Origin of the sequence: Mycobacterium sp. B14F4 (assembly GCF_039871645.1) — a bacterium.
GTDB lineage: Bacteria > Actinomycetota > Actinomycetes > Mycobacteriales > Mycobacteriaceae > Mycobacterium.
In genome coordinates this window covers 335,332-355,737 of the sequence record NZ_JBDPMF010000002.1, presented here as the reverse complement: position 1 = coordinate 355,737, position 20,406 = coordinate 335,332, and the positions used below count along the sequence as shown (strand labels likewise).

22 protein-coding genes are annotated in these 20,406 nt (G+C 68.1%); 7 read left to right on the top strand and 15 right to left on the bottom strand.

The genetic code is table 11. The features are described from left to right. Positions 1-822, bottom strand: coding sequence for a TIGR03621 family F420-dependent LLM class oxidoreductase (locus ABGB19_RS06875; protein WP_347685130.1), 822 nt, complete (start codon positions 820-822; stop codon positions 1-3). A 178-nt stretch (positions 823-1,000) separates the two neighbouring features. On the opposite strand from ABGB19_RS06875, the gene ABGB19_RS06870 reads away from it, so the two are divergent. After that, the gene (locus ABGB19_RS06870) at positions 1,001-2,101 is read left to right on the top strand and encodes a glutamate--cysteine ligase (RefSeq protein ID WP_347685129.1); all 1,101 of its coding nucleotides are present in this window, start codon (positions 1,001-1,003) and stop codon (positions 2,099-2,101) included. On the opposite strand, the gene ABGB19_RS06865 is transcribed toward ABGB19_RS06870, so the two are convergent. From ABGB19_RS06865 to ABGB19_RS06825, 9 genes are all read right to left on the bottom strand, one after another. Continuing rightward, on the bottom strand, positions 2,098-2,826 hold the full coding sequence (locus ABGB19_RS06865) for an anti-sigma factor (protein ID WP_347685128.1): 729 nt from the start codon (positions 2,824-2,826) through the stop codon (positions 2,098-2,100). The genes ABGB19_RS06870 and ABGB19_RS06865 overlap by 4 nt on opposite strands. After that, positions 2,823-3,404, bottom strand: coding sequence for a sigma-70 family RNA polymerase sigma factor (locus ABGB19_RS06860; protein ID WP_347685127.1), 582 nt, complete (start codon positions 3,402-3,404; stop codon positions 2,823-2,825). Before ABGB19_RS06860 ends, ABGB19_RS06865 begins: the two co-directional genes overlap by 4 nt. 2 nt (positions 3,405-3,406) lie before the next feature. Then, positions 3,407-4,174, bottom strand: coding sequence for a DUF1365 family protein (locus ABGB19_RS06855; RefSeq protein ID WP_347685126.1), 768 nt, complete (start codon positions 4,172-4,174; stop codon positions 3,407-3,409). A 48-nt stretch (positions 4,175-4,222) separates the two neighbouring features. Continuing rightward, positions 4,223-5,281, bottom strand: coding sequence for a poly-gamma-glutamate hydrolase family protein (locus tag ABGB19_RS06850; protein WP_347685125.1), 1,059 nt, complete (start codon positions 5,279-5,281; stop codon positions 4,223-4,225). Then, positions 5,282-6,508 carry an Nramp family divalent metal transporter gene (locus ABGB19_RS06845; protein WP_347685124.1) on the bottom strand — a complete coding sequence of 409 codons (1,227 nt, stop codon included), beginning with the start codon at positions 6,506-6,508 and terminating at the stop codon, positions 5,282-5,284. Positions 6,509-6,590: 82 nt separating this feature from the next. Then, positions 6,591-6,830, bottom strand: a complete 240-nt coding sequence (locus ABGB19_RS06840; protein ID WP_347685123.1) for a hypothetical protein — start codon at positions 6,828-6,830, stop codon at positions 6,591-6,593. A 60-nt stretch (positions 6,831-6,890) separates the two neighbouring features. After that, positions 6,891-7,172 (bottom strand): hypothetical protein, encoded by a 282-nt coding sequence (locus ABGB19_RS06835; RefSeq protein ID WP_347685122.1) that lies wholly within the window; start codon positions 7,170-7,172, stop codon positions 6,891-6,893. 32 nt (positions 7,173-7,204) lie between these two features. Then, positions 7,205-8,281: a diacylglycerol kinase gene (locus ABGB19_RS06830; RefSeq protein ID WP_347685121.1), complete on the bottom strand. Its 1,077-nt coding sequence runs from the start codon at positions 8,279-8,281 to the stop codon at positions 7,205-7,207. A gap of 10 nt (positions 8,282-8,291) precedes the next feature. Next, positions 8,292-9,083 (bottom strand): SDR family oxidoreductase, encoded by a 792-nt coding sequence (locus ABGB19_RS06825; RefSeq protein ID WP_347685120.1) that lies wholly within the window; start codon positions 9,081-9,083, stop codon positions 8,292-8,294. Between the two features lie 194 nt (positions 9,084-9,277). Here ABGB19_RS06825 and ABGB19_RS06820 point away from each other — a divergent pair, with 194 nt between their 5' ends. Further along, positions 9,278-9,949, top strand: coding sequence for a class I SAM-dependent methyltransferase (locus ABGB19_RS06820; protein ID WP_347685119.1), 672 nt, complete (start codon positions 9,278-9,280; stop codon positions 9,947-9,949). A gap of 20 nt (positions 9,950-9,969) precedes the next feature. Here ABGB19_RS06820 and ABGB19_RS06815 read toward each other — a convergent pair whose 3' ends face one another. After that, positions 9,970-11,055, bottom strand: coding sequence for a methyltransferase (locus ABGB19_RS06815; protein ID WP_347685118.1), 1,086 nt, complete (start codon positions 11,053-11,055; stop codon positions 9,970-9,972). A gap of 78 nt (positions 11,056-11,133) precedes the next feature. On the opposite strand from ABGB19_RS06815, the gene ABGB19_RS06810 reads away from it, so the two are divergent. Then, the gene (locus ABGB19_RS06810) at positions 11,134-11,790 is read left to right on the top strand and encodes a TetR/AcrR family transcriptional regulator (RefSeq protein ID WP_347685117.1); all 657 of its coding nucleotides are present in this window, start codon (positions 11,134-11,136) and stop codon (positions 11,788-11,790) included. Positions 11,791-11,793: 3 nt separating this feature from the next. On the opposite strand, the gene ABGB19_RS06805 is transcribed toward ABGB19_RS06810, so the two are convergent. The 4 genes from ABGB19_RS06805 to ABGB19_RS06790 are packed head-to-tail and all read right to left on the bottom strand — an operon-like array spanning position 11,794 to position 16,089. Then, the gene (locus ABGB19_RS06805; RefSeq protein WP_347685116.1) at positions 11,794-12,732 is read right to left on the bottom strand and encodes a Ku protein; all 939 of its coding nucleotides are present in this window, start codon (positions 12,730-12,732) and stop codon (positions 11,794-11,796) included. Continuing rightward, a complete protein-coding gene (locus tag ABGB19_RS06800; RefSeq protein ID WP_347685115.1) occupies positions 12,732-13,676 on the bottom strand; it encodes a carbohydrate kinase in 945 nt (314 codons plus the stop codon). Before ABGB19_RS06800 ends, ABGB19_RS06805 begins: the two co-directional genes overlap by 1 nt. Next, complete coding sequence (locus tag ABGB19_RS06795) at positions 13,673-15,091, bottom strand: mannitol dehydrogenase family protein (protein ID WP_347685114.1); 1,419 nt, start codon at positions 15,089-15,091, stop codon at positions 13,673-13,675. The genes ABGB19_RS06800 and ABGB19_RS06795 overlap by 4 nt, the downstream gene beginning before the upstream one ends. Then, entirely contained in the window at positions 15,088-16,089 is a 1,002-nt protein-coding gene (locus ABGB19_RS06790; RefSeq protein WP_347685649.1) for an NAD(P)-dependent alcohol dehydrogenase, read from the bottom strand. Before ABGB19_RS06790 ends, ABGB19_RS06795 begins: the two co-directional genes overlap by 4 nt. Positions 16,090-16,242: 153 nt before the next feature. On the opposite strand from ABGB19_RS06790, the gene ABGB19_RS06785 reads away from it, so the two are divergent. The 4 genes from ABGB19_RS06785 to ABGB19_RS06770 are packed head-to-tail and all read left to right on the top strand — an operon-like array spanning position 16,243 to position 20,401. Next, positions 16,243-17,217, top strand: coding sequence for a sugar-binding domain-containing protein (locus ABGB19_RS06785; protein ID WP_347685648.1), 975 nt, complete (start codon positions 16,243-16,245; stop codon positions 17,215-17,217). Between the two features lie 21 nt (positions 17,218-17,238). Then, on the top strand, positions 17,239-18,585 hold the full coding sequence (locus tag ABGB19_RS06780) for a sugar ABC transporter substrate-binding protein (protein ID WP_347685113.1): 1,347 nt from the start codon (positions 17,239-17,241) through the stop codon (positions 18,583-18,585). Then, on the top strand, positions 18,582-19,532 hold the full coding sequence (locus tag ABGB19_RS06775; protein WP_347685112.1) for a sugar ABC transporter permease: 951 nt from the start codon (positions 18,582-18,584) through the stop codon (positions 19,530-19,532). The genes ABGB19_RS06780 and ABGB19_RS06775 overlap by 4 nt, the downstream gene beginning before the upstream one ends. Then, on the top strand, positions 19,532-20,401 hold the full coding sequence (locus tag ABGB19_RS06770) for a carbohydrate ABC transporter permease (RefSeq protein WP_347685111.1): 870 nt from the start codon (positions 19,532-19,534) through the stop codon (positions 20,399-20,401). The genes ABGB19_RS06775 and ABGB19_RS06770 overlap by 1 nt, the downstream gene beginning before the upstream one ends. The last annotated feature ends 5 nt before the right edge of the window (positions 20,402-20,406 follow it).

Below are 20,406 nucleotides of genomic sequence, written 5' to 3'. Positions count from 1 at the left end.
TCACCGCAGTTCGGCGATCACCTTCGCGAACGGCTCGGCGTGCCGCTGCTGCACGGTGATATAGGTGACGCCGTAGGTCTCGCGGTAGCCGCGGATCGTGTCGGCGATCTCCTTCGTCGACCCGGACAGCACCGCGGGCGTGCTGCACAACTCGTCGTCGGACAGATGCGGCAGGAACTGTCGGGTGATCGACAGGTCGGGCCTGCCCGAGTCGTCGGTGGGCATCGCCGTCACGGCGATGTTGAGCTCGAGGTCGTCGAACCGGTCCCCGGCCGCCCGGGCCACGAACGCGATGCGGTCGGCGAGCGGGTCGGATTCGCGCGTGATCGGGGCGCCTCCGGTGAGGCCGATGATGTCGGCCCGCTGCGCCGCCAGGGTCAGCAGCTTGTCGCCGTTGCCGGCGATCAGGATCGGGACGTCGGCGGCGTGTTCGGCCATGTGCTCGGTCATGTGCCGCAACCAGTCCACCCGCTGCCCGGCCGACGGGAACGGCAGTTCGGCCTGCTCGAACTCCTCCTTGACGTATCCGGCGCCCAGCCCGAGCTCGAACCGTCCGCCGCTCAGATCGCGCAGTGAGGTGACGTCGCGGGCCAGCAGCGCCGGGCGGTAGAAGCCGGCGTTGAGCACGAACGTGCCGACCTTGAGCCTCTCCGTCGCCAGCACCAGCGCCGTCATCATCGGGAACGGTGCGGTGGTGTACAGGTGGTCGGCCATGTGCACGACGTCGTAGCCCATGTCCTCGACGCGGCGCGCCCACTCCTGCACGGACTGCTGACGCCGCGCGGCCTGCAGGCCGACCCCGAACCGGAAGTCTTTCGTCACGCTTCGCATCGTATTGGCCACGATCGCCGGCAAAAGGTTTGGCGCGCGCGGGCGTTGGGCAATACCTCTGCCGCCGACTTCTCCATATGGGAGACCGCCGGCTCCTACCACCGAAGGACTTGCTGCCGATCCGGCCCGTCGTGAGAGGACTCCGACGGGCCGGATCAATATTCCGACCATGGCTACCCACCCCACGATCGGCGTCGAAGAGGAGTTCCTGCTCGCCGACCCCGCGAGCGGTGAACCCGTCGCGCTCAACGCCGCCGTCGCGAAGGAGGCCGCCAAGCGCGGCGTCAAGCTGCAGCTCGAGCTCACGACGTGCCAGGTGGAGACCACCAGCGACGTCGTCGGCACCACCCGCGAACTGCGCGAGCAGCTGCTGCGCCTACGGCGCGTGGCCGCCGGCGCCGCCGAGGCCAGCGGGACACTGCTGCTGGCGGCCGGGCTGCCGCCGACCGTGCCGCACGCGTTCCCCATCACCGACACCCCCCGTTACCGGGAGATCGCCGACAAGTTCGGGATGATCGCGCACGAGCAGGGCATCTGCGGCTGCCACGTGCACGTCGCGATCCCCAGCCGCGAGGCGGCGATCCGGGTCAGCAACCGGCTGCGGCCCTGGCTGCCGTCGTTGCTGGCGCTGGCCGCGAACTCCGCGGTGTACCGCAACTCCGACACCGGCTATGCCAGCTGGCGCAGCGTGCTGTGGGCCCGGTGGCCGAGTGCCGGGCCGCCGCCGCACTTCGATTCGGCCGACGAGTACGACGCCGTCGTGGCGATGCTGCGCCATGCCGGCGCCATGCTCGACGACGGGATGGTCTATTGGGACGTCCGCCCGTCGAAGAAGTTCCCGACGGTGGAAGTGCGCGTCGCCGACGTGCCGGCCACGGTCGCCGACACCGTCCTGCTGGCCGCGCTCACCCGCGCGGCGGTGATGACGGCCCTCGACGACGAGCGACGCGGAGCCCAGGTCGCGCCGCTCGCGCCGCACGCCTTGAAGGCCGCGTACTGGAAGTCGGCGCGCGACGGTCTGGACGGCGACGCCGTCGATCTGTTGGAGAGCCACGAATGCATCCCCGCGCGGGCACTGCTGGACCGCCTGGTCGACCACGTCCGGCCGGCACTGGAGGCGACCGGCGACTACGACCTCGTGCTCGACGAACTGCACCGGGTCGGCGGGGAGGGCAACGGCGCAATCCGGCAGCGACGGGCGTGGCGGCGTCGCCACGAGGTGTCCGACGTGGTCGCCGAGATCACCGTGGCGACCATGGCGGGGACCTAAGCCAGTGGCAGCGCGGCGAACGGCTGTCCGCTGGGCCGCGCGGAACCACCGGGCGGTTCGATGGTGAACGCGAGCGTCTCGGAGCCGCCGAGATCCGGCAGCACGGCGGTGGTCGACGGCGCGACCGCCTTGGCGTCCATCGTGCCCGCCGAATGCGGCCCGTCGGCGTCGACCAGCCACATCTGGTACACGGTGCCGGGCTGTGGCGGGGACACGCCGTTCATCACCAGCACACCGGCGTCCTTCTCGCGGGAGAACACCACCGTCGCGGTGCCGCCGCCGGGGATGTCACCGGACACGGTCCGCACGTCGGGGGCGGCGAAGATCTCCTCGGCGGTCGACGGGGTGGCCGCGGGCCGCATGGCCAGTCCGACGCCGAGAGCGCCTGCGCCGACCGCGAGCACCGCGGCGGCCGCCAGCGCCACCTTCTGCCAGCGCTTGGCCCGCGGGCGCAACTCGGTGACGGGCGCCGTAGCGGGCTGGGCGGCCGCGATCTCGGCGAGCACCCGATCGCGCAGATCGTGCGGTGGCTCGGCGGCTGTGGCGGCCGACAGGACCGCCATGGTCTCCCGCACCGCCCGCACCTCGTCGGCGAAGGCTTGGGCGACGGCAGGCGCGGCGGCCGCGATGCGGCGGTCGACGTCGGCCCGTTCGGATTCGGGCATCGCGTGCAACGCGTACGGCGTCGCCAACGCGACGAGGTCGGTGTTCAACGGCTCGGTCATGCGATCCCCAAGCACTTGCGGAGGCCGCGGATGCCGTCGCGCATCCGCGATTTGATTGTCGCGAGATTGGCCGACAATCGTTCGGACACTTGGGCGTACGTCAGCCCATCGTAATAAGCCAGCTGGATGCACTCCCGCTGCACATCGGTCAGCGAGCCCAGGCAGTCGGCCACCTGACGGCGCTCCTCGCGCAGGATCACTGAGTCGGCGACGTGGTCCGACGGCAGGTCGACGTTGGCGGCGCCGTAGCGGGACTCGCGCTGGCTCGACGCCTGCTCGGAGCGCACACGGTCGACGGCGCGGCGGTGCGCGAGCGTCATCAGCCAGGCCATGGGCGAGCCCGCGGCGGGGTCGTAGTCCTTCGCGGACCGCCACACCTGCAGGAAGACGTCCTGCGTGGTTTCCTCGCTGTAGCCGGGATCGCGCAGCACCCTGGTCACCAGGCCGTACACCCTGGTCCGCGTCCGGTCGTACAGAGTGGCGAACGCCTCGACGTCCTGCCGAGCCACCTGGCGGAGCAGCTCCTCGAGGTCGGTTGTCACGAGCGGTAGCCTAGCCACCGGCGACAGCAGCGTCATAGTTATCGCGATTCACCGGTCTGGGTTACTAAAGCATCTGCGGGCGAACGAGTTTCGTGCACCCGCTCGGCGTGTCGGGCCACCGGGACGTGCCGCAGCCACAGCGTGAGGTTCTGGACGCGGAACTCGAGCGCGGTCATCAGGGGTGCGAGCGGAGCGACGGCCTGCAGACGCAGCACCTCGCCGATGCCCGCCGGGCGGCGAGTTCCGCGCAGGGTCGCGATGAACGCGGGCTCGTTGTCGCGGTGCAGCGAGACGGTCACGTCCAGCTCGTCGTCGGGGTAGGGCGCCCGCACCAGGTAGTAGCCGTCGACCCCGTTGAACGGCGAGACGCGCAGCTTCTTCTGCGTCATCGAGACCTGGTCCGGTCCCGGCGGCAACAGGTAGGCGTGCCGCTTACCGCGGGTGTTGTGCATCTCCATCACGACGTGGCGCAGCACCCCGGCGGCGTCGTGGCACCAGAACAGGCTCACCGGGTTGAACACGTACCCGAGCACCCGGGCCTGCAGCAGCGCGGTGATGCGACCGCCGTTCAGGTCGACGCCGCGCTCGGCCAGGAAGGCGTCGATACGCTGGCGCAGCGTGTCCTCGGGCGCACCCTCGAAGTGGTCGTTCGGGTCGAACTGGGCGAACGGACGCAGCCACAGCGGCACCTCGGGTAGCTGGTCGATGTCGACGTACCAGCTGTAGCCCTGGTGCTCGAAGTAATGGTGAACCGGGGCGCGCCGCAGGTGCGTGATCCGGGTCCGGTAGAGATGCGAGCCTTTCACATCTGGGATTCGGAGCGCGGGCGCCGCCGGATGGGTGGGTGACGCCTTTCACCACCACGAGTGCGCTGCGGCGACCAGACCCTGCACGAGCGCCGACGTCGCGGGGGTGAGCCCGTCGTCGCCGGGCAGCTGGCTGCGCGGGCTGATGCCGCGCACCCGCGGCGACAGTTCCAGTTGCGCGCCGCCGTGGCGGACGCGGTTGACCGGGTTGTCGGGGTGCAGGCCGCGCAGTTCGGCGGGGATGGCGTCGAGGTCGGCGACCACCTGGTAGCCCGGCACCTCGAGGTGCCGGGCCAGGTGGTGCGCCAGGTCGCGGTTGCGCCCGCCGGCCAGCAGTTGCGTGCTGCGCCCGATGCGTCCGTAGCCGTGCAGCGACACTGCGACGTCGACGTGGTCGAGAAACTCGGCGAGACGCTGCGACTCCTGCGCGCGGTAGCGGGCCGAGGCCAGATGATGCGGATAGTGGTCGGGGTGGTGCACCACGTACAGCGAGGCGCCCGCCGCGTCGGCGGCGCGGCGCGCGATCACGTCGGTCATCCGCTCCAGCCCGCCGCCGTGGATGGCCAGGAAGCCGAATCGGGACCGCAGCACGCTGGTCTCGGCGACGCCGGGATGTGTGAGCAGCTCCGAAAGAGATTGCGGTGCAGCTGAATTCGTGTGCCCGGCGCGGCTGGGCCAGTGTGTGGGATCCCAGCGCCGCAGGAAGTCGACCCAGCGCTGGGGCAGGCCGTGGTGCAGGGCCCCGTCGATGATGCGCTCCAGGTATCCGGGTCGCGGTGGGCCGGGGTCGACGCGGTGGTCGATGTACACCCAGGCCTCGGCGGGCCCGTCGTCGGTGTGCACGGTGAGCCGGTCGCGGCGGTACCGCACCGGGACCCCCTCGGCACTGTCCAGCGTCGCCAGGTCGTGGTCAGACAGTTCCCATACGACCCCGTGGACTTGTGAGCCGTCGAACGGTTCGACGGTGGCCACCCCGCGCTCGTTGATCAGCCAGTCGTGGTCGGCGAGGGTGGCGGGCCGCGGGTTCGCCGCGTCGGGGCAACGCAGCGCCATCTGTCGCACGCACAGGTTGGAGCCGTACGCGAAGTAGGTGTGTCCGGCCCGCATTCAGCCTGTGACGGTCAGATAGATGAGCACCACGTTGAGCAGACTAATCAACGTGGCGACGCCCCAGCCGAGGGCGGTCGTGATGCGGTGGTTGGTGTCGTCGCCCATCAGGGCGCGATCGCTGGTCAGGCGGATCAGCGGGATCAGCGCGAACGGGATGCCGAACGACAGCACCACCTGCGACAGGACCAGCGCCCGGCTGGGGTCCAGGCCGAGGGCCAGGATCGCCAGCGCGGGTAACAGCGTGATCAGTCGGCGCAGCAACAGCGGGATCTCACGGTGGATCAGGCCCTGCATGATCATCGCGCCGGCGTAGGCGCCCACCGACGACGACGCCAGGCCCGATGCGAGCAGGCCGATCGCGAACAGCAGCGCGACCGTCGGGCCGAGGGTGGCCTGCACCGCGGCGTGTGCGCCCTCGATGGAGTCGGTGTTGTCCTGACCCTGCAGGTTCGTCGCGGCGACCAGCAGCATCGAGAGGTTCACCGCGCCGGCGACGACCATCGCGAGGCCGACGTCCCAGCGCGTCACCCGCAACAGCATCCGCCGAATCGGTCCGGGCTCCGGGTGGCCGTGGCGGTCCCGCGCCAGACCCGAGTGCAGGTACACCGCGTGCGGCATGACGGTCGCGCCGAGCATCGCCGCGGCGAGCAGCACGCTCTCGGCGCCGGCGAACATCGGGACCAGCCCACCGGCGACGTCGTCCACCGGTGGCGGTCCGACGAACAGGCTGGTGAGGAAGCCCAGCGCGATGACCGCCAGCAGGCCGGTGATCACGCGCTCGAACATCATCTGGCCGCGGCGGTCCTTGACGTACAGCAACGCCAGCGACACGACGCCGGTGATCACGCCGCCGGTGAGCAGCGGCAGGTCGAAGAGCAGGTACAGCGCGATCGCGCCGCCGACGACCTCGGCGAGATCCGTTGCCATGGCCACCAATTCGGCCTGCGCCCAGTACGCCAGCCGACTGCGCCGCCGCATCCGCCGACCGACCGCCTCGGGCAGGGACAGCCCGCTGACCAGTCCCAGCTTCGCTGAGAGGTACTGCACCAGGCACGCCATCGCGTTGGCCGAGACGATCACCCATACCAGCAGGAACCCGAACTGCGCGCCGGCGCTGACGTTCGCGGCGACGTTACCGGGGTCGACGTAGGCGATGGCGGCGACGAAGGCGGGGCCGAGCAGCGCCCAGCTCGGCCGCAATCGCACCTCGTCGCGCGGAATCACCTAACCCACCTCTATCCGGAGTAGCGAATAGAAAAGTTAGGTTAGCCGAAACCTCCGGGCTTGACCGCTGCGGGGTCGACGGTCACCAGCCGCCGAGGCTGATGACCAGGCCGCCTCCCCCCCAGTACGGCCAGCCGCCGTAGTTGTTGATCACCGGCGGTGAGGTGACGATCTGCGCGCTGCCGTTGGTCTGGCACTGGGTGGTGTTCGGACCGACCTGGGTGCACTGCGGCGCGGCCGAGGCGGTCGGCGCCAGCAGGGCGACTGCCCCGATGCCGCAGGCCGCCAGAAGCGGGGTGAAAAAGCGGATGATGGACCGCATCGTTGGCCTCCTTGGGCCATGGAGCTGATGTCGCGGCCGAAATACGTTGTGGGAGAGCCCCTACGGGAAGAAGAAGCCGTCGCCTTCCCACATGCCGCCCCACGGGCCCACGAACTCTTGCTGGGCGGGCGTGGAGTTGATGGAGACGTTTCCGGGCGTCGCGCACTCGGTGGTGGATCCGCCGATGGCCGCCGCGCCGCCGGTGTCGACGCACTGCGGCAACGTCGGATTCGGCGCCGGACTCGGCGCAGGTTGCGCTCCGGCCAGCGGTGCCGCGGCGAGCGCCGCCGCGATGCCACCCGCCGCGATAACCGGTGCGAGATAACGAAGTGTGGTCCGCATAGGCACGTCCTTAGTGATCGGCAACCCCCGCCTCAACGCTCAGCGTACAACCCTTTTCCGGTGATCAGGGGTAAGTCGAGGGTGGTGCAGATGCCCGGTGCGGCAGCCACCACGGCGGGGATCGCGTTGACGACGCGGGCGGCCGTCGCGACGAGTCCGGCGTGGTTGTGATCGCCGTTCGGGCTGCTCAGGCAGAGATCGAGGGCGTACGACGGTTCGCCGGTGATCTCGATGCGATACGAGCCGCCCTCCTGCGCCGGCTGCGGCCAGTCGGGATGCAGGTCGTCGCGCAGTCGCGTGACGTGTTCGAGGACGACGGCGACCTTGCCGTCCTTTCGGCCCTGCACCTCGAAGCGCAGCGCGGCGGCGGTGCCCTTGGCGATGTGGCCCGACGCGATGTCGAAGTCCTCGGGCGCGGGATCGCGCACATAGGTTTCGGTCACCTCGTCGAGTTCGATGCCCAGGCCCGCGGCCAGTTGGCGCACCACCGAACCCCACGCCAGGCTCAACACGCCGGGCTGCAGCAGCATCGGGATCTCGTCGAGCGGCTTGCCGAAGCCCATGACGTCGAACATCGCCGCGGCGCTGTCGTAGGTGTCGTAGTTGATGATCTCCATGCACCGGATCTGGTCGATGCTCTGGCAGGTGCCCGCCAGCGCCAGCGGCAGCAGGTCGTTGGCGAAGCCGGGGTCGATGCCGTTGACGAAGAGGCTCGACTGCCCGGTCCGGGTCGCTTCCTCGATCGGCTTGACGAGCTCGTCGGGCAGCACCTGCCACGGGTACTGCAGGAAGACCGCGCTGCTGCCGACGACGTTGACGCCGGCGGCCAGGATGCGCCGGTAGTCCTCCAGGGCGTCGGGCAGCCGGTTGTCGGCCAGTGCGGTGTAGACCGCGCACTGCGGCGTGGTGGCCAGCACCTCGTCGAGGTCGGTGGTGGCGGTCACGCCCGTCGAAACATCAAGCCCCGCAAGCTCGCCGGCGTCCCTGCCTGCCTTGGAGTCCGACGACACCCAGACGGCGGTCAGTTCGTACTGCGGGTCGGTGATGAGCTGCGTCAGCGCGTGCCGTCCGACGTTGCCGGTGCCGATCGCCGCGACTTTGATTGGCATTGCTGTCCTTTCACAGATCCGGGATGGGCATGTCGAGGTTCGGCATCGTCAGGCCACCGTCGACTTCGAGGGTCTTGCCGGTCAGGAAGCTGCCCGCCGGGGAGGCGAGATAGACCGCGGCGGCCGCGATGTCCTCGGGCTCGCCCAGCCTGCGCATCGGCGTCGCCTTCTCCATCGGCTCACGCAACTCGTCGTTCGACGCGACGATGTCGAGGGCCGACGTGAGGATGGAACCCGGCGCGATCGCGTTGACCCGGATCCGCGGGCACAGGTCCAGCGCGGCCAGTCGGGTGTAGTGCGCGAGCGCCGCCTTGGCCGTGCCGTAGGCGGCGAAACCGCGGCCGGCCAACCGGCCCATCGTCGACGTGATGTTGATGATGCTGCCGCCGCCGGAATGCTCGAGCATCAGCGGGACGGCGGCCGCGGTGAGCGCGTGGGCGGTCGAGACGTTGAACGTGAACGCGTCGCGCAGGTCCCTCGTCGACGTGCCAAGCAGCGCGTTGGGCATGGTGCCGCCGACGTTGTTCACAACGATGTCTAGTTTGCCGAAGGCCTCGACGGCGGCACCCGCCAGCTTGGCCGTGTCCTCGGGGTGGGCGAGGTCGGCGACGACGATGTGCGCCTTGCGGCCGGTGGCGCCGACTCGCTCGGCCACCTCTTCGAGTTGCGACTGCGTGCGCGACGCGATCACCACGTCCGCACCGGCTTCCGCGAACGCGACGGCCATCGCGGCGCCGAGACCGCGGCCCGCGCCGGTCACGACCGCGACTTTGTCGTCCAGCCTGAATCTTTCGAGAATCACGATCGGCTTCCTTCCGATTCCTTCCATGCCGGGCGACACGCTAACAGGGGAGCGCTCACCGCGGAGGCGGTTTCTGGAACACGTTCTAATTCGTGTGCGCCTCGTGGCTGCGTGGTTGGGCCGCGTGAGGCAAGGCGTCGGGGCGAGCGTCGCCGCGTACGACAATCGCGTATCCCGACCGATAGTCTCGGGCCATGCCCGGTGAAGTCGGAGACGACGGGAATCCAGCCGTCGGTATTCGGGCAACTTATGACGCGGTCGCAGCTGCATACGACGCCGAGTTCGCCGACGAACTGGAGGCCAAACCCCTGGACCGTGCCCTTCTGACCGCATTCGCAGATCTGGTCGGCTCTGGGCTCATTTGCGATATCGGTTGTGGCCCTGGGCATATCACTCGCTTCCTAGCGCATCGACACGCAGAGATCATCGGCCTGGACCTCTCCCCGGCGATGATTGAGATAGCTCGCCGCCATGCCCCCGGCCTGAGTTTCACGGTGGGTTCGATGTTGAACCTGCCGGTTGCAGACAATGCCTGGGCGGGTGCAGTGTCGCTGTATTCGATCATCCACCTGACGCCCTCCGAGCGCTCCGCAGCATGTCATGAGTTCGCCCGCGTGGTACGGCCCGGGGGGTGGCTATTGCTCGCCTTTCACGTCGATAGCCCCGAGTTCGCCGTCGGCGCCGTCAATCACCTCACGAGCTGGTTCGGCGAGTGCGTTGAACTCGACGGGTACTTCCTCGAGCCCGACGACGTGGTCGCGCAGCTTGTGGCGGCCGGGTTCACCCTGAAGGCGCGGCTGGAACGAGAGCCCCTCGACGGCGTGGAATATCCCAGTCGTCGCTGTTACCTGCTCGCGCAGCGCTGACAGCTCAGTAGGTCGATTGATCATGCGGCCAGGGGAGCGACCCGCGCCTCCACGAGGCTGAACGGCGACGCCGTCGGCACGATACGGGTCAACTCGAAACCGCTGCGGCGCAGCAGAGCGCGGTACTCGTCGGCATCGCGCTCACGGCCGTTCCCGCCGAGCAGCATCTCGAGGTCGGCCCACTTACCGATGAAGTCGCGGTCGTGGCGGGGTATCACCGTTTCCACCAACAGGACCCTGGCGTCTGGACCGGCGGCGGCGCGGACATTGCGCAGGATGGCCACCGCGTCCTCGTCGGGCCAGTCGTGGATGACATGCTTCAGCAGATAGATATCCCCGTCGGCCGGAACCCTCTCGAAGAAGGACCCGCCGTCGATACGCACGCGGTCGGCAACGCCGGTTTTCTGCAGCAGCGCAGGCGCATTCGCAACCACCTGCGGCAAGTCGTAGAGCACTCCGCGGGTGCCGGGGGCGGCCGTCAGGACCGCTGCGAGCAGCCGACCGTAGCCGCCGCCGACATCGACGACGGTGCCGCTGAACGGGTACGCGTCGACGACGGATTTCACTGCCAGATCGGAGATGTTCGTCATGGTGTCGTTGAAGAGTTCGGCGAGCTCTGGCTCGTCGTCCAGGTAGTCGAAGAACTCTTTGCCCCGCAGGCGCGGGATGCTCGCCTGACCCGTTCGGATCGAGTCGACCAGCATGCTCCAGTGTTCTCGGTGCTGCGGCGAACCGTAATAGCGTGCCGCGGCGGCCATGGATACGTCTGCGTCCGATCGCAGGGTTTCGGCGAGCGGGTTCAACGCGTAGCGGCCACGGCGATCCTGACGGAATATGCCACGACTGATCAGGGCGCGTAGTAGCCGGCCGAGCGCGTCCGGATCGGCGCCGACGCGGCGTGCCAGATGGTCGAGCGACAGGGGTCCTGACGCAAGCGCATCGGCGACACGCAGTTCAGCCGCGGCTTGGATTGCCTGCGACACCCATGTCGCCAAGATCAGTTCCACCATCGACACGGGAGGCGGAGCCAATCGCAGGTGTAACCGGTACAGGTGGTGTCGGAGTCGTTCGGCGATCCGGGCGGCCGCCACCGTGATGGTTGCCATCGCAACCTCCGTGGCACTTTGATTATAGTGGACTATATTGGATATAAGCGACTATATGGAAATCGTGGGGCATTGTCAATGGATCGTGGGGCCGCACCGCGGCGCAAGTACGACAACAGTCGCCGCCGGGCCGACGCGGAGGCTCGCCAACGCACGGTCATCGAGGCGGCCACCGCGTTGTTCGTCGAGCACGGTTTCGGACCGACGACGATCGACCAGATAGCCACCGCGGCCAAGGTGTCCCCGCAGACCATTTATGCGACCTACGGTTCGAAAGCGGCGGTGCTGTTCCGCGCCATCGACGTCGCCGTCGCGGGCGACTACGACGAGGCGCCGTTGCCGCAGCGCCTCCCCGCGCTCGCCGAGGCGTCCGACGGCCACGGCGTGCACTTCGCAGCCGCCGCGCACTTCGTGCGTGCGATGCACGACCGGGTGGCTCCGCTCATGAGGGTCATGGAGCAGGCGGCATCCGTCGATCCCACACTCGAGGAGATGCGCACCAAACTGCTTGGCCAGGTCCGGGCTGGCTGCGCGGCCTTGATCGCGCAACTGGGCCCAAGAGCGTTGCGACCCGGACTATCCCAAGAGGAGGCGACCGACATCGTGTTCACGGTGCAGGCGCCGTACCTCTATTCGATGTTCACCGTCGACCTGGGCTGGTCGGCAGATCGCTACGAGGAGTGGCTCGCCGACGCAGTACCTCGGCTGCTGCTGCGCAAGGAGCTGCTCGGGTAGCGGCTACTTCTTGGCCTCGGTCTTCTTGGCGGGAGCCTTCTTGGCCGCCGTCTTCTTGGCCGATGACTTCGATGCGGCCTTCTTCGCGGGAGCCTTCTTGGCCGCGGACTTCTTCGCGGGCTTCTCGTCGGAGTCAGAGCGGCCGCGGCCCTCACGCCGGGCCTTGACGCTGGCCTCCAACTTGGCCAGCAGGTCGGAGACATCCTCGGTCTCGTCGAGTTCCTGCGGTTGGTCCTCGGTGGTGAAGGCCTCGCCGCCCTCGAGTTTCGCCTGCACCAACTCGTGCAGCTGTTCCTGATAGTCGTCGTGGTAGCGGTCCGGGTTGAAGTCGTCGGTCATCGACTCGACCACCTGGCCCGCCATCTTCAGCTCGGCCGGCTTGATGTCGACTTCCTTGTCCAGCACCGGAAAGTCGGGATCGCGGATCTCGTCGGGCCACAACAGCGTCTGGACGATCATCACGTCGCGCTTGCTGAAGTCCTGCACGCGAAGTGCGGCGAGGCGGGTCTTGTTGCGCAACGCGAAGTGCACGATCGCGACGCGGTCGGTCTCCTTGAGCGTCTTGGTCAGCAACACATACGACTTCGACGACTTACCGTCGGGCTCCAGGAAGTAGCTCTTGTCGTACATCATCGGGTCGATGTCGCCGGCGGGGACGAACTCCATGACCTCGATCTCGCGGCTGCGCTCCTCCGGCAGCGTCGCGATGTCCTCGTCGGTGATCACCACCGTCTGGCCGTCGTCGGATTCGAAGGCCTTGGCGATGTCGCGGTACTCGACGACCTCACCGCAGACCTCACAGACACGCTTGTACCGGATGCGTCCGTTGTCCTTGGCGTGGACCTGGTGAAACTTGATGTCGTGGTCCTCGGTCGCGCTGTAGACCTTGACCGGGACGTTCACCAGGCCGAAGGCGATCGAGCCCTTCCATATGGAACGCATCAGCCCAGTATGGCTGATCTCAGCGCGGCATCGCGGGTGGCGCGATCCGGCAGGTCGGCGCCGGCCCGGGCAACAGTCAGCGCCGACGACATCGCCGCGGTGCGCACAACGTCGGTCAGCGCCCCGGTTCCGATGCCCGCCAGCGTGCGCCGTCGCTCGGCGCCCAACAGGTCCAGCGACCACAACGCGTCGATCAGCCCGGCCATGAAGGCATCCCCGGCACCGACGGTGTCGACGACATCGACCTTGAACGCCGGTACGTTCACCGCGCCCGCCGCGCACAGGGCGAACGCGCCGCGCTCACCCATGGTCACCGCGACGATCGACGGGCCGAGCGTCAGCCACGTCTGCGCGATCTGCTCGGGGGAGCGGTCGGGGTCGATCCAGCGCATGTCCTCGTCGCTGGCCTTGACCACGTCGCAGCGTTCGATGAGGCGGTCGATGCGACCGCGAGCGGTGTCGTCGTCGTCGATCAACGCCGGCCGCACGTTCGGGTCGAACGTCACCGTGGCCGACGGATGGTAGGTGTCGAGCAGCGCGGCGGTGGCCCGGCATCCCGGTTCCAGCACGGTCGCGATCGACCCGGTGTGAGAGACGAGCGGCGGCGCCACCTCCGGTGTGCCCGTCAGCTGCCAGTCGATGTCGAAAACATATCGGGCCGAGCCGTTTTCGTCGAGAGTGGCCAGCGCCGTGGGCGTATGCTCGGCGCTGGTGCTGCCCCTGACCAGTTGCACGCCGGCGTGCTCGACGTGCTCGACGATGCGGCGACCGCGGGCGTCGGTGCCGATGTGGGTCAGGAAGTCGACGCGGCGGCCCAGCCGGGCCAGGCCGACCGCGACGTTGAGCGGGCTGCCGCCGACGTGCTCGGTGCTCGATGCTCGCTCGTCGCGTTCGACGATGTCGATCAGCGCCTCGCCGATTACCAGCGCCCGCTGCGGGCTCACGGTCTCTCCTTGCGCATCAACGTCTCAAGCGTCGCCCGCGCTCCGTCGCGGTGCAGCGACTCGAGCGCCCACACGTAGGCCTCGACGAACCTCTCGTGTTTCGCCAGATCGCCGAACACGTCGGTGTTCTCGATGAACGCCGTCGGGTTGTCGCGCTGGCTTCTCGCCAGTGGCACCAGCGTGTCCGCGAGCTGATCCTGCACATCGATGGGCTCGCCCTGTTCGTCCACGCCTTCGGCGTAGCGGGCCCAACTGGCCACGGTCGCGGCCGACAGCCGAACCGGACCACCCGTGCGCAGGTTCTCCCGCACCACGGGCAGCAGCCATTTCGGGATGCGGTCCGACGAGCCGAAGCACAGCCGGGCGACGGTGTCCCTGACCCCGGGGTTGGCGAATCGCTCGATCAGCGTGCGCTTGTAGTCGGGCAGGTCGATCCCGGGGACGGGCTTGAGTGTCGGTGTGGCCTCCTCGTCCATGTATGCCCGCAGGAAGTCGGCGAACAGCGGGTCGCCCGCGGCGTCGTGCACCAGGCGGTAGCCGGCCAGATAGGCGAAGTAGCACAGGCTCTGGTGACTGGCGTTGAGCAGTCGCAACTTCATCAACTCGTACGGTGTGACGTCGTCGACCAGCAGGACGTCCACCTTCTCCAGCGGCGGGCGGCCGTCGGAGAAGCTGTCTTCGAGCACCCACGAGGTGAACGGTTCCGCGACCACTGGCCAAGCATCGTCGACGCCGAATTCGCTTGCCACCAAATCGATCACGTCCGGCGTGGTGACCGGGGTGATGCGGTCGACCATCGAGTTGGGGAACTTCGTGTGCTCGGTCATCCACTCGCCGAGGCCGGGGTGGGTGCGCTCGGCGTAGGCGGTGAAGGCCCGCCGTGCGACGTCACCGTTGCCTTCGATGTTGTCGCACGACACGATCGTCGGCGACGCGACGCCGCGCTCGCGCCTGCGCGCCAGCGCGTCGGCGACCAGGCTGAATACGGTGACACCACTGAGGTTGTCGATGTGGTAGCCGCCCTCGGTGATCGTCAGCGAGACGATCCGGGTGCTCGGCGCCGCCAGCAGTTCGATCACGGCCTCGGGGTCGTCGGGCGCGTAGTGGTAGTCGACGATGGAACCGATGACGCGCGCTTCTCGGCTGCCGTCCGGCTTCTCCAGCAGCAGCGTGTACAGCCCGTTCTGGTCGGCCATCACCTCGGCCATCTTGCGGTCGGCGGGCATGACGCCGACGCCGCAGATGCCCCAGTCCTTGGCCAGGCCCGACTCCAGCAGTCGGTCGAGATAGGCCGCCTGATGCGCCCGGTGAAAGCCGCCGACGCCGAAATGCACTATTCCGATCGATATTTCGGCGCGATCATACGTCGGCTTGTCCGGCGACAGCTGCCTCAGCGTGGAGTTTTCGAGCTTCATGACACCGTCACCACCGTCTTCACGCTACCCGGCGTGCGGTCGGAGTCCAGGGCTTCGGCCGCCTCCTCCAGCGGGAACCGGGCCGTCACCATCGCGTCCAGATCGACGCGGCCCGAGTCGACCAACGCGATCGCCGTCGGCCAGGTGTTGGCGTAGCGGAACACTCCGGTCAGCACCAGTTCCCGGTTCTGGATCACCTGCGTGGGCAACTCCATCGACTCGGCGCCGGACCCGACGAGCACCACCGTGCCGGCGGGCCGCACCGCGCGGATGCCGTCGGCCACCGCGACCGGGGCGCCCGACGCGTCGATGAACGCGTCCACCCCCAACTCGCCGAGCGGTTCGGCCGTCGGGTCCAGCACGGTCGTCGCCCCGAACGTCGTGACCTGTTCGCGTCGGGCCGCGTCCGGGTCGCTGACGACGATGTCGGTTGCACCGAAGGCCCGGGCGACCTGCGCTACGACGATGCCGATCGGTCCGGCACCGGCGATCAGCACGCGCGCACCACCCTCGACGCCGGCCTTGCGCACCGCGGCGATGCCGACGGACAACGGCTCGCACAGCGCCGCGGCGTCATCCGACATCGACGCCGGTACCGGGTGGGCGAACTCCGCGCCGATGGTCACGTAGTCGCACAGTGCGCCGTCAACCGGGGGCGTCGCGAAGAACCGCATGTGTGGGCACAGGTTGTAGAGCCCGCGGCGGGTCTCCTCGCTGTCGGGATCGGGGCGCTGCGGTTCGATCGACACCCGCTGGCCGACGCGCGACGGGTCCACCCCCTCGCCGACCCCGACGATCGTGCCCGCCGCCTCGTGGCCGAGCACCAGCGGCGCCTCGACGACGAAGCCGCCGACCCGCCCGTGCCGGTAGTAGTGGGTGTCCGAGCCGCAGACGCCCACCGACGACACGCGAATCAGCACGTCACCGGGCGCGGGCCGGGGGACCGGCCGGTCCTGCATCTCGATGCGGCCCGGCTCGACGAGTACGGCGGTCCGCATCCGGGTATCGGGCGGCGGTGTTGTGTGCGTCACATCTGCCATGCTAACGTGATGAGCATCTACTCGCACCCCTGAGCAAATGCTCACACGACAGGAGGAAGGCGGGCCAGTGGCGTGACCGCAACGACGTCGAACGGCGAGGTGGCAGGGCCGGTGCGTGGCTCGACACCCGAGGACGTTCGGCTCGCCCTGCGCGCTGCCACGATGTACTACCTCGACGGGCTGACCCAGGCGCAGATCGCGGCCCGGCTCGGTGTCTCGCGGCCGACGGCGGGCCGGCTGGTCGCCCGGGCGAAGGCCAAGGGCCTGGTGCGCATCGACGTCGCCGTTCCCTCCGACATGCGCGACGACCTGCACGCCGACGAGGAACGCGAACTCGAGCGCCGCTTCGGCCTGACCGAGGCGGTGGTCGCCGGACACGGTGTCGACGTCGGCGCGCCGGGGCGGCCCGCCTCGTTCGCCAGCGTCGGTCGGGCCGCGGCCGCGCTGTTGATGCGCAGGCTCGCGCCCGACGACGTCCTCGGATTCACCTGGGGCCCCGAACAGGTCGCGGTGGCCAACGCGCTCATGCCCGGCGTGGCGAGTTGCCGTGCGGTCGTGCAACTCGACGGCGCCATGTCGACGGCGGCCTACCAGACCGGCACCGAGTTCATTCTCAGCCGGTGTGCGGACACGTTGCGCGCAGCCACCTTACGGCTGCCGGCCCCCCTCTATGCGGACCCGTCGACGGTGGTGTCGATGCGCAGCGACTCGGTGATCTCGCGAACGCTGGAGGCGGGCAGGCGAGCCGATCTGATGCTCTTCGGCGTCGGCGCGGTGTCCACCTCGACCACGTTGTTCGAGGGCAGTTACCTCGACACCCGGATGCTCGACGAGTTGATGTCGCTGGGCGCCGTCGGCGAGATCGGCGGACGGTTCTTCGACGCGCAGGGGACGCCGGTCGACACAGAGTTGCAGCAGCGCGCGGTGTCCGTGCCGCTCGAGGACATCCGCAACTGCGGCAAGACGCTGCTGATCTCCAGCGGCGCCACCAAACACCAGGCCACGCTGGGGGCGTTGCGCGGCAAGCTGGCCAGGCTGCTGGTGTGTGACATCGATTGTGCCCGTTGGCTGCTGGCCCAGGAATGATCCAGTGAAAGTGAGGTCGAAGTGAAAGCGATACGAAGACTGGCGGCATGCCTGGCCGTCGTGTGCTTGACGTTGACCGGCTGCGCGGGCGCAGGGACCCTTGGCGCGACGGCCAACACCGTCACCATTGCGATGGTGTCGAACTCACAGATGACCGACGCACGCGCGCTGTCGTCGAGGTTCGAAGAGGCCAACCCCGACATCAAGCTGCGCTTCATCACGCTGTCGGAGAACCAGGCGCGCGCCAAGATCACCGCCTCCGTCGCCATGGGCGGCGGCGAGTTCGACGTGGTCATGATCAGCAACTACGAGACCCCTCAATGGGCCGAGAACGGCTGGCTGGTCAACCTTTCCGAGTACACCCGTAAGACCCCCGGATACGACGAGCAGGACTTCTTTCCGTCGCTGCGTAAGTCACTGTCCTACGAGGGCGATCTGTACTCGGTCCCGTTCTACGGTGAGTCTTCGTTCCTGATGTATCGCAAGGACCTGCTGGAGCAGGCAGGCATCACCATGCCGCCCGAACCGACGTGGCAGCAGGTCGCCGACGCCGCGGCCAAACTGCACAACCCGGACACCGGCATGGTGGGGATCTGCCTGCGCGGCAAGCCGGGCTGGGGCGAGGTGCTCGCGCCGCTCGACACGGTCATCAACACGTTCGGCGGGCGATGGTACGACATGGAGTGGAACGCCCAGCTGACCAGTCCCGAGGTGCGCGACGCCGTCGAGTTCTACGTCAACACGGTGCGCGAATACGGCGAACCGAATGCTCCCGCAGCCGGATTCGGCGAGTGCGCAACGCAGTTCGCGCAGGGCCGAGCGGCCATGTGGTACGACGCGACCTCCGCGGTGTCCACGGTGGAGGATCCGGAGTCCTCAACGGTGGTCGGCAAGGTCGGCTATGCCATGGCGCCGACGGTGGTGAAGCCGAACTCGGGATGGCTCTACACGTGGTCGCTGGGCATCCCGATGAGCAGCGACAAGAAGGACGCCGCATGGAAGTTCGTCTCGTGGATGACCTCCAAGGAATACATCAGGCTGGTCGGTGAGGAACTGGGGTGGGCGCGGGTGCCGCCGGGCAGCAGGCTGTCGACCTATCAGATCCCCGAATACCAGAAGGCGTCGGAGGCGTTCGGTCAGGTGACCCTCGACTCGATCGAGGGTGCCGACCCGCTCAAGCCCACGGCGCAACCGGTGCCCTACACCGGAATCCAGTTCCTCGCGATACCCGAATTCCAGGACTTGGGTACGCGGGTGAGCCAGCAGATGAGCGCAGCGATCGCCGGCCAGAAGTCGGTGGCCGACGCCCTCGAACAGTCCCAGAAGTATGCCGAGGTCGTGGGCCGCAGCTATCAGGAGAGGTCATGACAACTTTGGAGCGCCCGGCCGAGTCCGAGGCCGAACACGTCGCACGCATCAAGGGCAAGCAGGACCCAGGGGTATCCCGTGCCGAGGGCTGGCGGCGGCGCGGGCCGCTGCTGCCCGCGCTGATCTTCATGATCGTCGTCACCCAGATCCCTTTCCTGTTCACGCTGTACTACTCGACGCAGTCGTGGAATCTGGTGCGTCCCGGTTCGCGGGAATTCATCGGCCTGCAGAACTACGTCGACGTCGTCAACGACTCCGTCTTCTGGCAGGTGGCGGTCAACACGGTGCTCATCATCGTGCTCACCGTGCTGATCTCAGTGGTACTCGGACTCGCCCTGGCCCTGCTGCTCGACCGGGCGTTCCTGGGGCGCGGGGTGGTGCGCACGCTGCTGATCACCCCGTTCCTGGTCACACCCGTTGCCGGAGCGCTGATGTGGAAGACCGCGATGCTCGATCCGGTGTTCGGCATCGTGAACTGGATCCTGCCCGGGCCCGGCATCGACTTCGTGAGCAACTTCCCGCTGTCGTCGGTCATTGTCGCGCTGGTGTGGCAGTGGACGCCGTTCATGATGTTGCTGATCCTCGCCGGCCTCCAGTCGATGCCTCGCGACGTCCTGGAGGCCGGCCGAGTCGACGGTGCGGGAGCCTTTCAGCTCTTCCGTGAGCTCACGCTCCCGCACCTTCGGCGCTTCATCGAACTCGGAACCGTGCTCGGCGCAATCTATCTGGTCAACACCTTCGACCAGATCTACATGATGACCCAGGGCGGGCCGGGTACGGCCAGCGCGAACCTGCCGTTCTACATCTACCAGCGCGCGTTCTTGGGCTTCGACATCGGCCAGGCCGCGGCGATGGGTGTGGTCGTGGTGATCTTCACCATCGTGATCGCGACCTTCGCCCTGCGGATGATCTTCAAGACGTTCACCGGCAAGGAAGAGGCAGCGTAATGACCACCACCAGCAGCACCGAAGCGCGCAGCGCCGAGGACGTGGCCGCGCCGAAGTCCAAGCGCCGCAAGTTCGATCCGTGGGGAGCGGTGGCCTGGATCGTCGGTCTCGGGTTCTTCTTCCCCGTGTTCTGGATGGTGCTGACGGCCTTCAAGCAAGAAGTCGACGCCTACACCACGACGCCGAAGTTCATGTTCGTGCCGACGCTCGACCAGTTCAAGGCCGTCTTCGAGCAGGGTGTGGGCACCGCGTTACTCAATTCCGCGTTCGCCACGGCGGTTTCGACGGTGCTAGTGCTGCTGCTCGGGGTGCCCGCGGCCTTCGCGCTGTCGTTGCGGCCGGTGCGCAAGACGCAGGACGCGTTGTTCTTCTTCATCAGCACCAAGATGCTGCCGATCGTGGCGGTGATCATCCCGCTGTACGTGATCGTCTCGAATATCGGTCTGCTCGACAACATCTGGGCGCTGATCATCCTCTACACGGCGATGAACCTGCCGATCGCGGTGTGGATGATGCGGTCCTTCTTCCTCGAGGTCCCTGGCGAACTTCTGGAGGCGGCCAGCCTCGACGGTGCGAGCACTTGGCGCTCGGTACGGGAGGTGATCCTGCCGCTGGTGTCCCCCGGAATCGCGGCGACCGCGCTGATCTGTGTGATCTTCGCCTGGAACGAGTTCTTCTTCGCGGTCAGCCTGACCGCGGTGCAGGCCCAGACGATGCCGGTGTACATGGTCGGCTTCATCGCCGGCCAGGGCCTGTACTGGGCCAAGCTGTGCGCGGCGGCGACGATGGCCGCGCTGCCGGTAATTCTGGCGGGTTGGGTCGCGCAGAACAAGCTGGTTCGTGGTCTGTCCTTCGGCGCCATCAAGTAAGGAGC

What these genes read in the sequence shown, in the direction of transcription:
- ABGB19_RS06870 (WP_347685129.1), top strand. Translation starts at nt 1,001, where the DNA reads ATGGCTACCCACCCCACGATCGGCGTCGAAGAGGAGTTCCTGCTCGCC.
- ABGB19_RS06865 (WP_347685128.1), bottom strand. Translation starts at nt 2,826, where the DNA reads ATGACCGAGCCGTTGAACACCGACCTCGTCGCGTTGGCGACGCCGTAC.
- ABGB19_RS06860 (WP_347685127.1), bottom strand. Translation starts at nt 3,404, where the DNA reads ATGACGCTGCTGTCGCCGGTGGCTAGGCTACCGCTCGTGACAACCGAC.
- ABGB19_RS06850 (WP_347685125.1), bottom strand. Translation starts at nt 5,281, where the DNA reads ATGCGGGCCGGACACACCTACTTCGCGTACGGCTCCAACCTGTGCGTG.
- ABGB19_RS06840 (WP_347685123.1), bottom strand. Translation starts at nt 6,830, where the DNA reads ATGCGGTCCATCATCCGCTTTTTCACCCCGCTTCTGGCGGCCTGCGGC.
- ABGB19_RS06835 (WP_347685122.1), bottom strand. Translation starts at nt 7,172, where the DNA reads ATGCGGACCACACTTCGTTATCTCGCACCGGTTATCGCGGCGGGTGGC.
- ABGB19_RS06830 (WP_347685121.1), bottom strand. Translation starts at nt 8,281, where the DNA reads ATGCCAATCAAAGTCGCGGCGATCGGCACCGGCAACGTCGGACGGCAC.
- ABGB19_RS06820 (WP_347685119.1), top strand. Translation starts at nt 9,278, where the DNA reads ATGCCCGGTGAAGTCGGAGACGACGGGAATCCAGCCGTCGGTATTCGG.
- ABGB19_RS06815 (WP_347685118.1), bottom strand. Translation starts at nt 11,055, where the DNA reads ATGGCAACCATCACGGTGGCGGCCGCCCGGATCGCCGAACGACTCCGA.
- ABGB19_RS06810 (WP_347685117.1), top strand. Translation starts at nt 11,134, where the DNA reads ATGGATCGTGGGGCCGCACCGCGGCGCAAGTACGACAACAGTCGCCGC.
- ABGB19_RS06805 (WP_347685116.1), bottom strand. Translation starts at nt 12,732, where the DNA reads ATGCGTTCCATATGGAAGGGCTCGATCGCCTTCGGCCTGGTGAACGTC.
- ABGB19_RS06795 (WP_347685114.1), bottom strand. Translation starts at nt 15,091, where the DNA reads ATGAAGCTCGAAAACTCCACGCTGAGGCAGCTGTCGCCGGACAAGCCG.
- ABGB19_RS06790 (WP_347685649.1), bottom strand. Translation starts at nt 16,089, where the DNA reads ATGCGGACCGCCGTACTCGTCGAGCCGGGCCGCATCGAGATGCAGGAC.
- ABGB19_RS06775 (WP_347685112.1), top strand. Translation starts at nt 18,582, where the DNA reads ATGACAACTTTGGAGCGCCCGGCCGAGTCCGAGGCCGAACACGTCGCA.
- ABGB19_RS06770 (WP_347685111.1), top strand. Translation starts at nt 19,532, where the DNA reads ATGACCACCACCAGCAGCACCGAAGCGCGCAGCGCCGAGGACGTGGCC.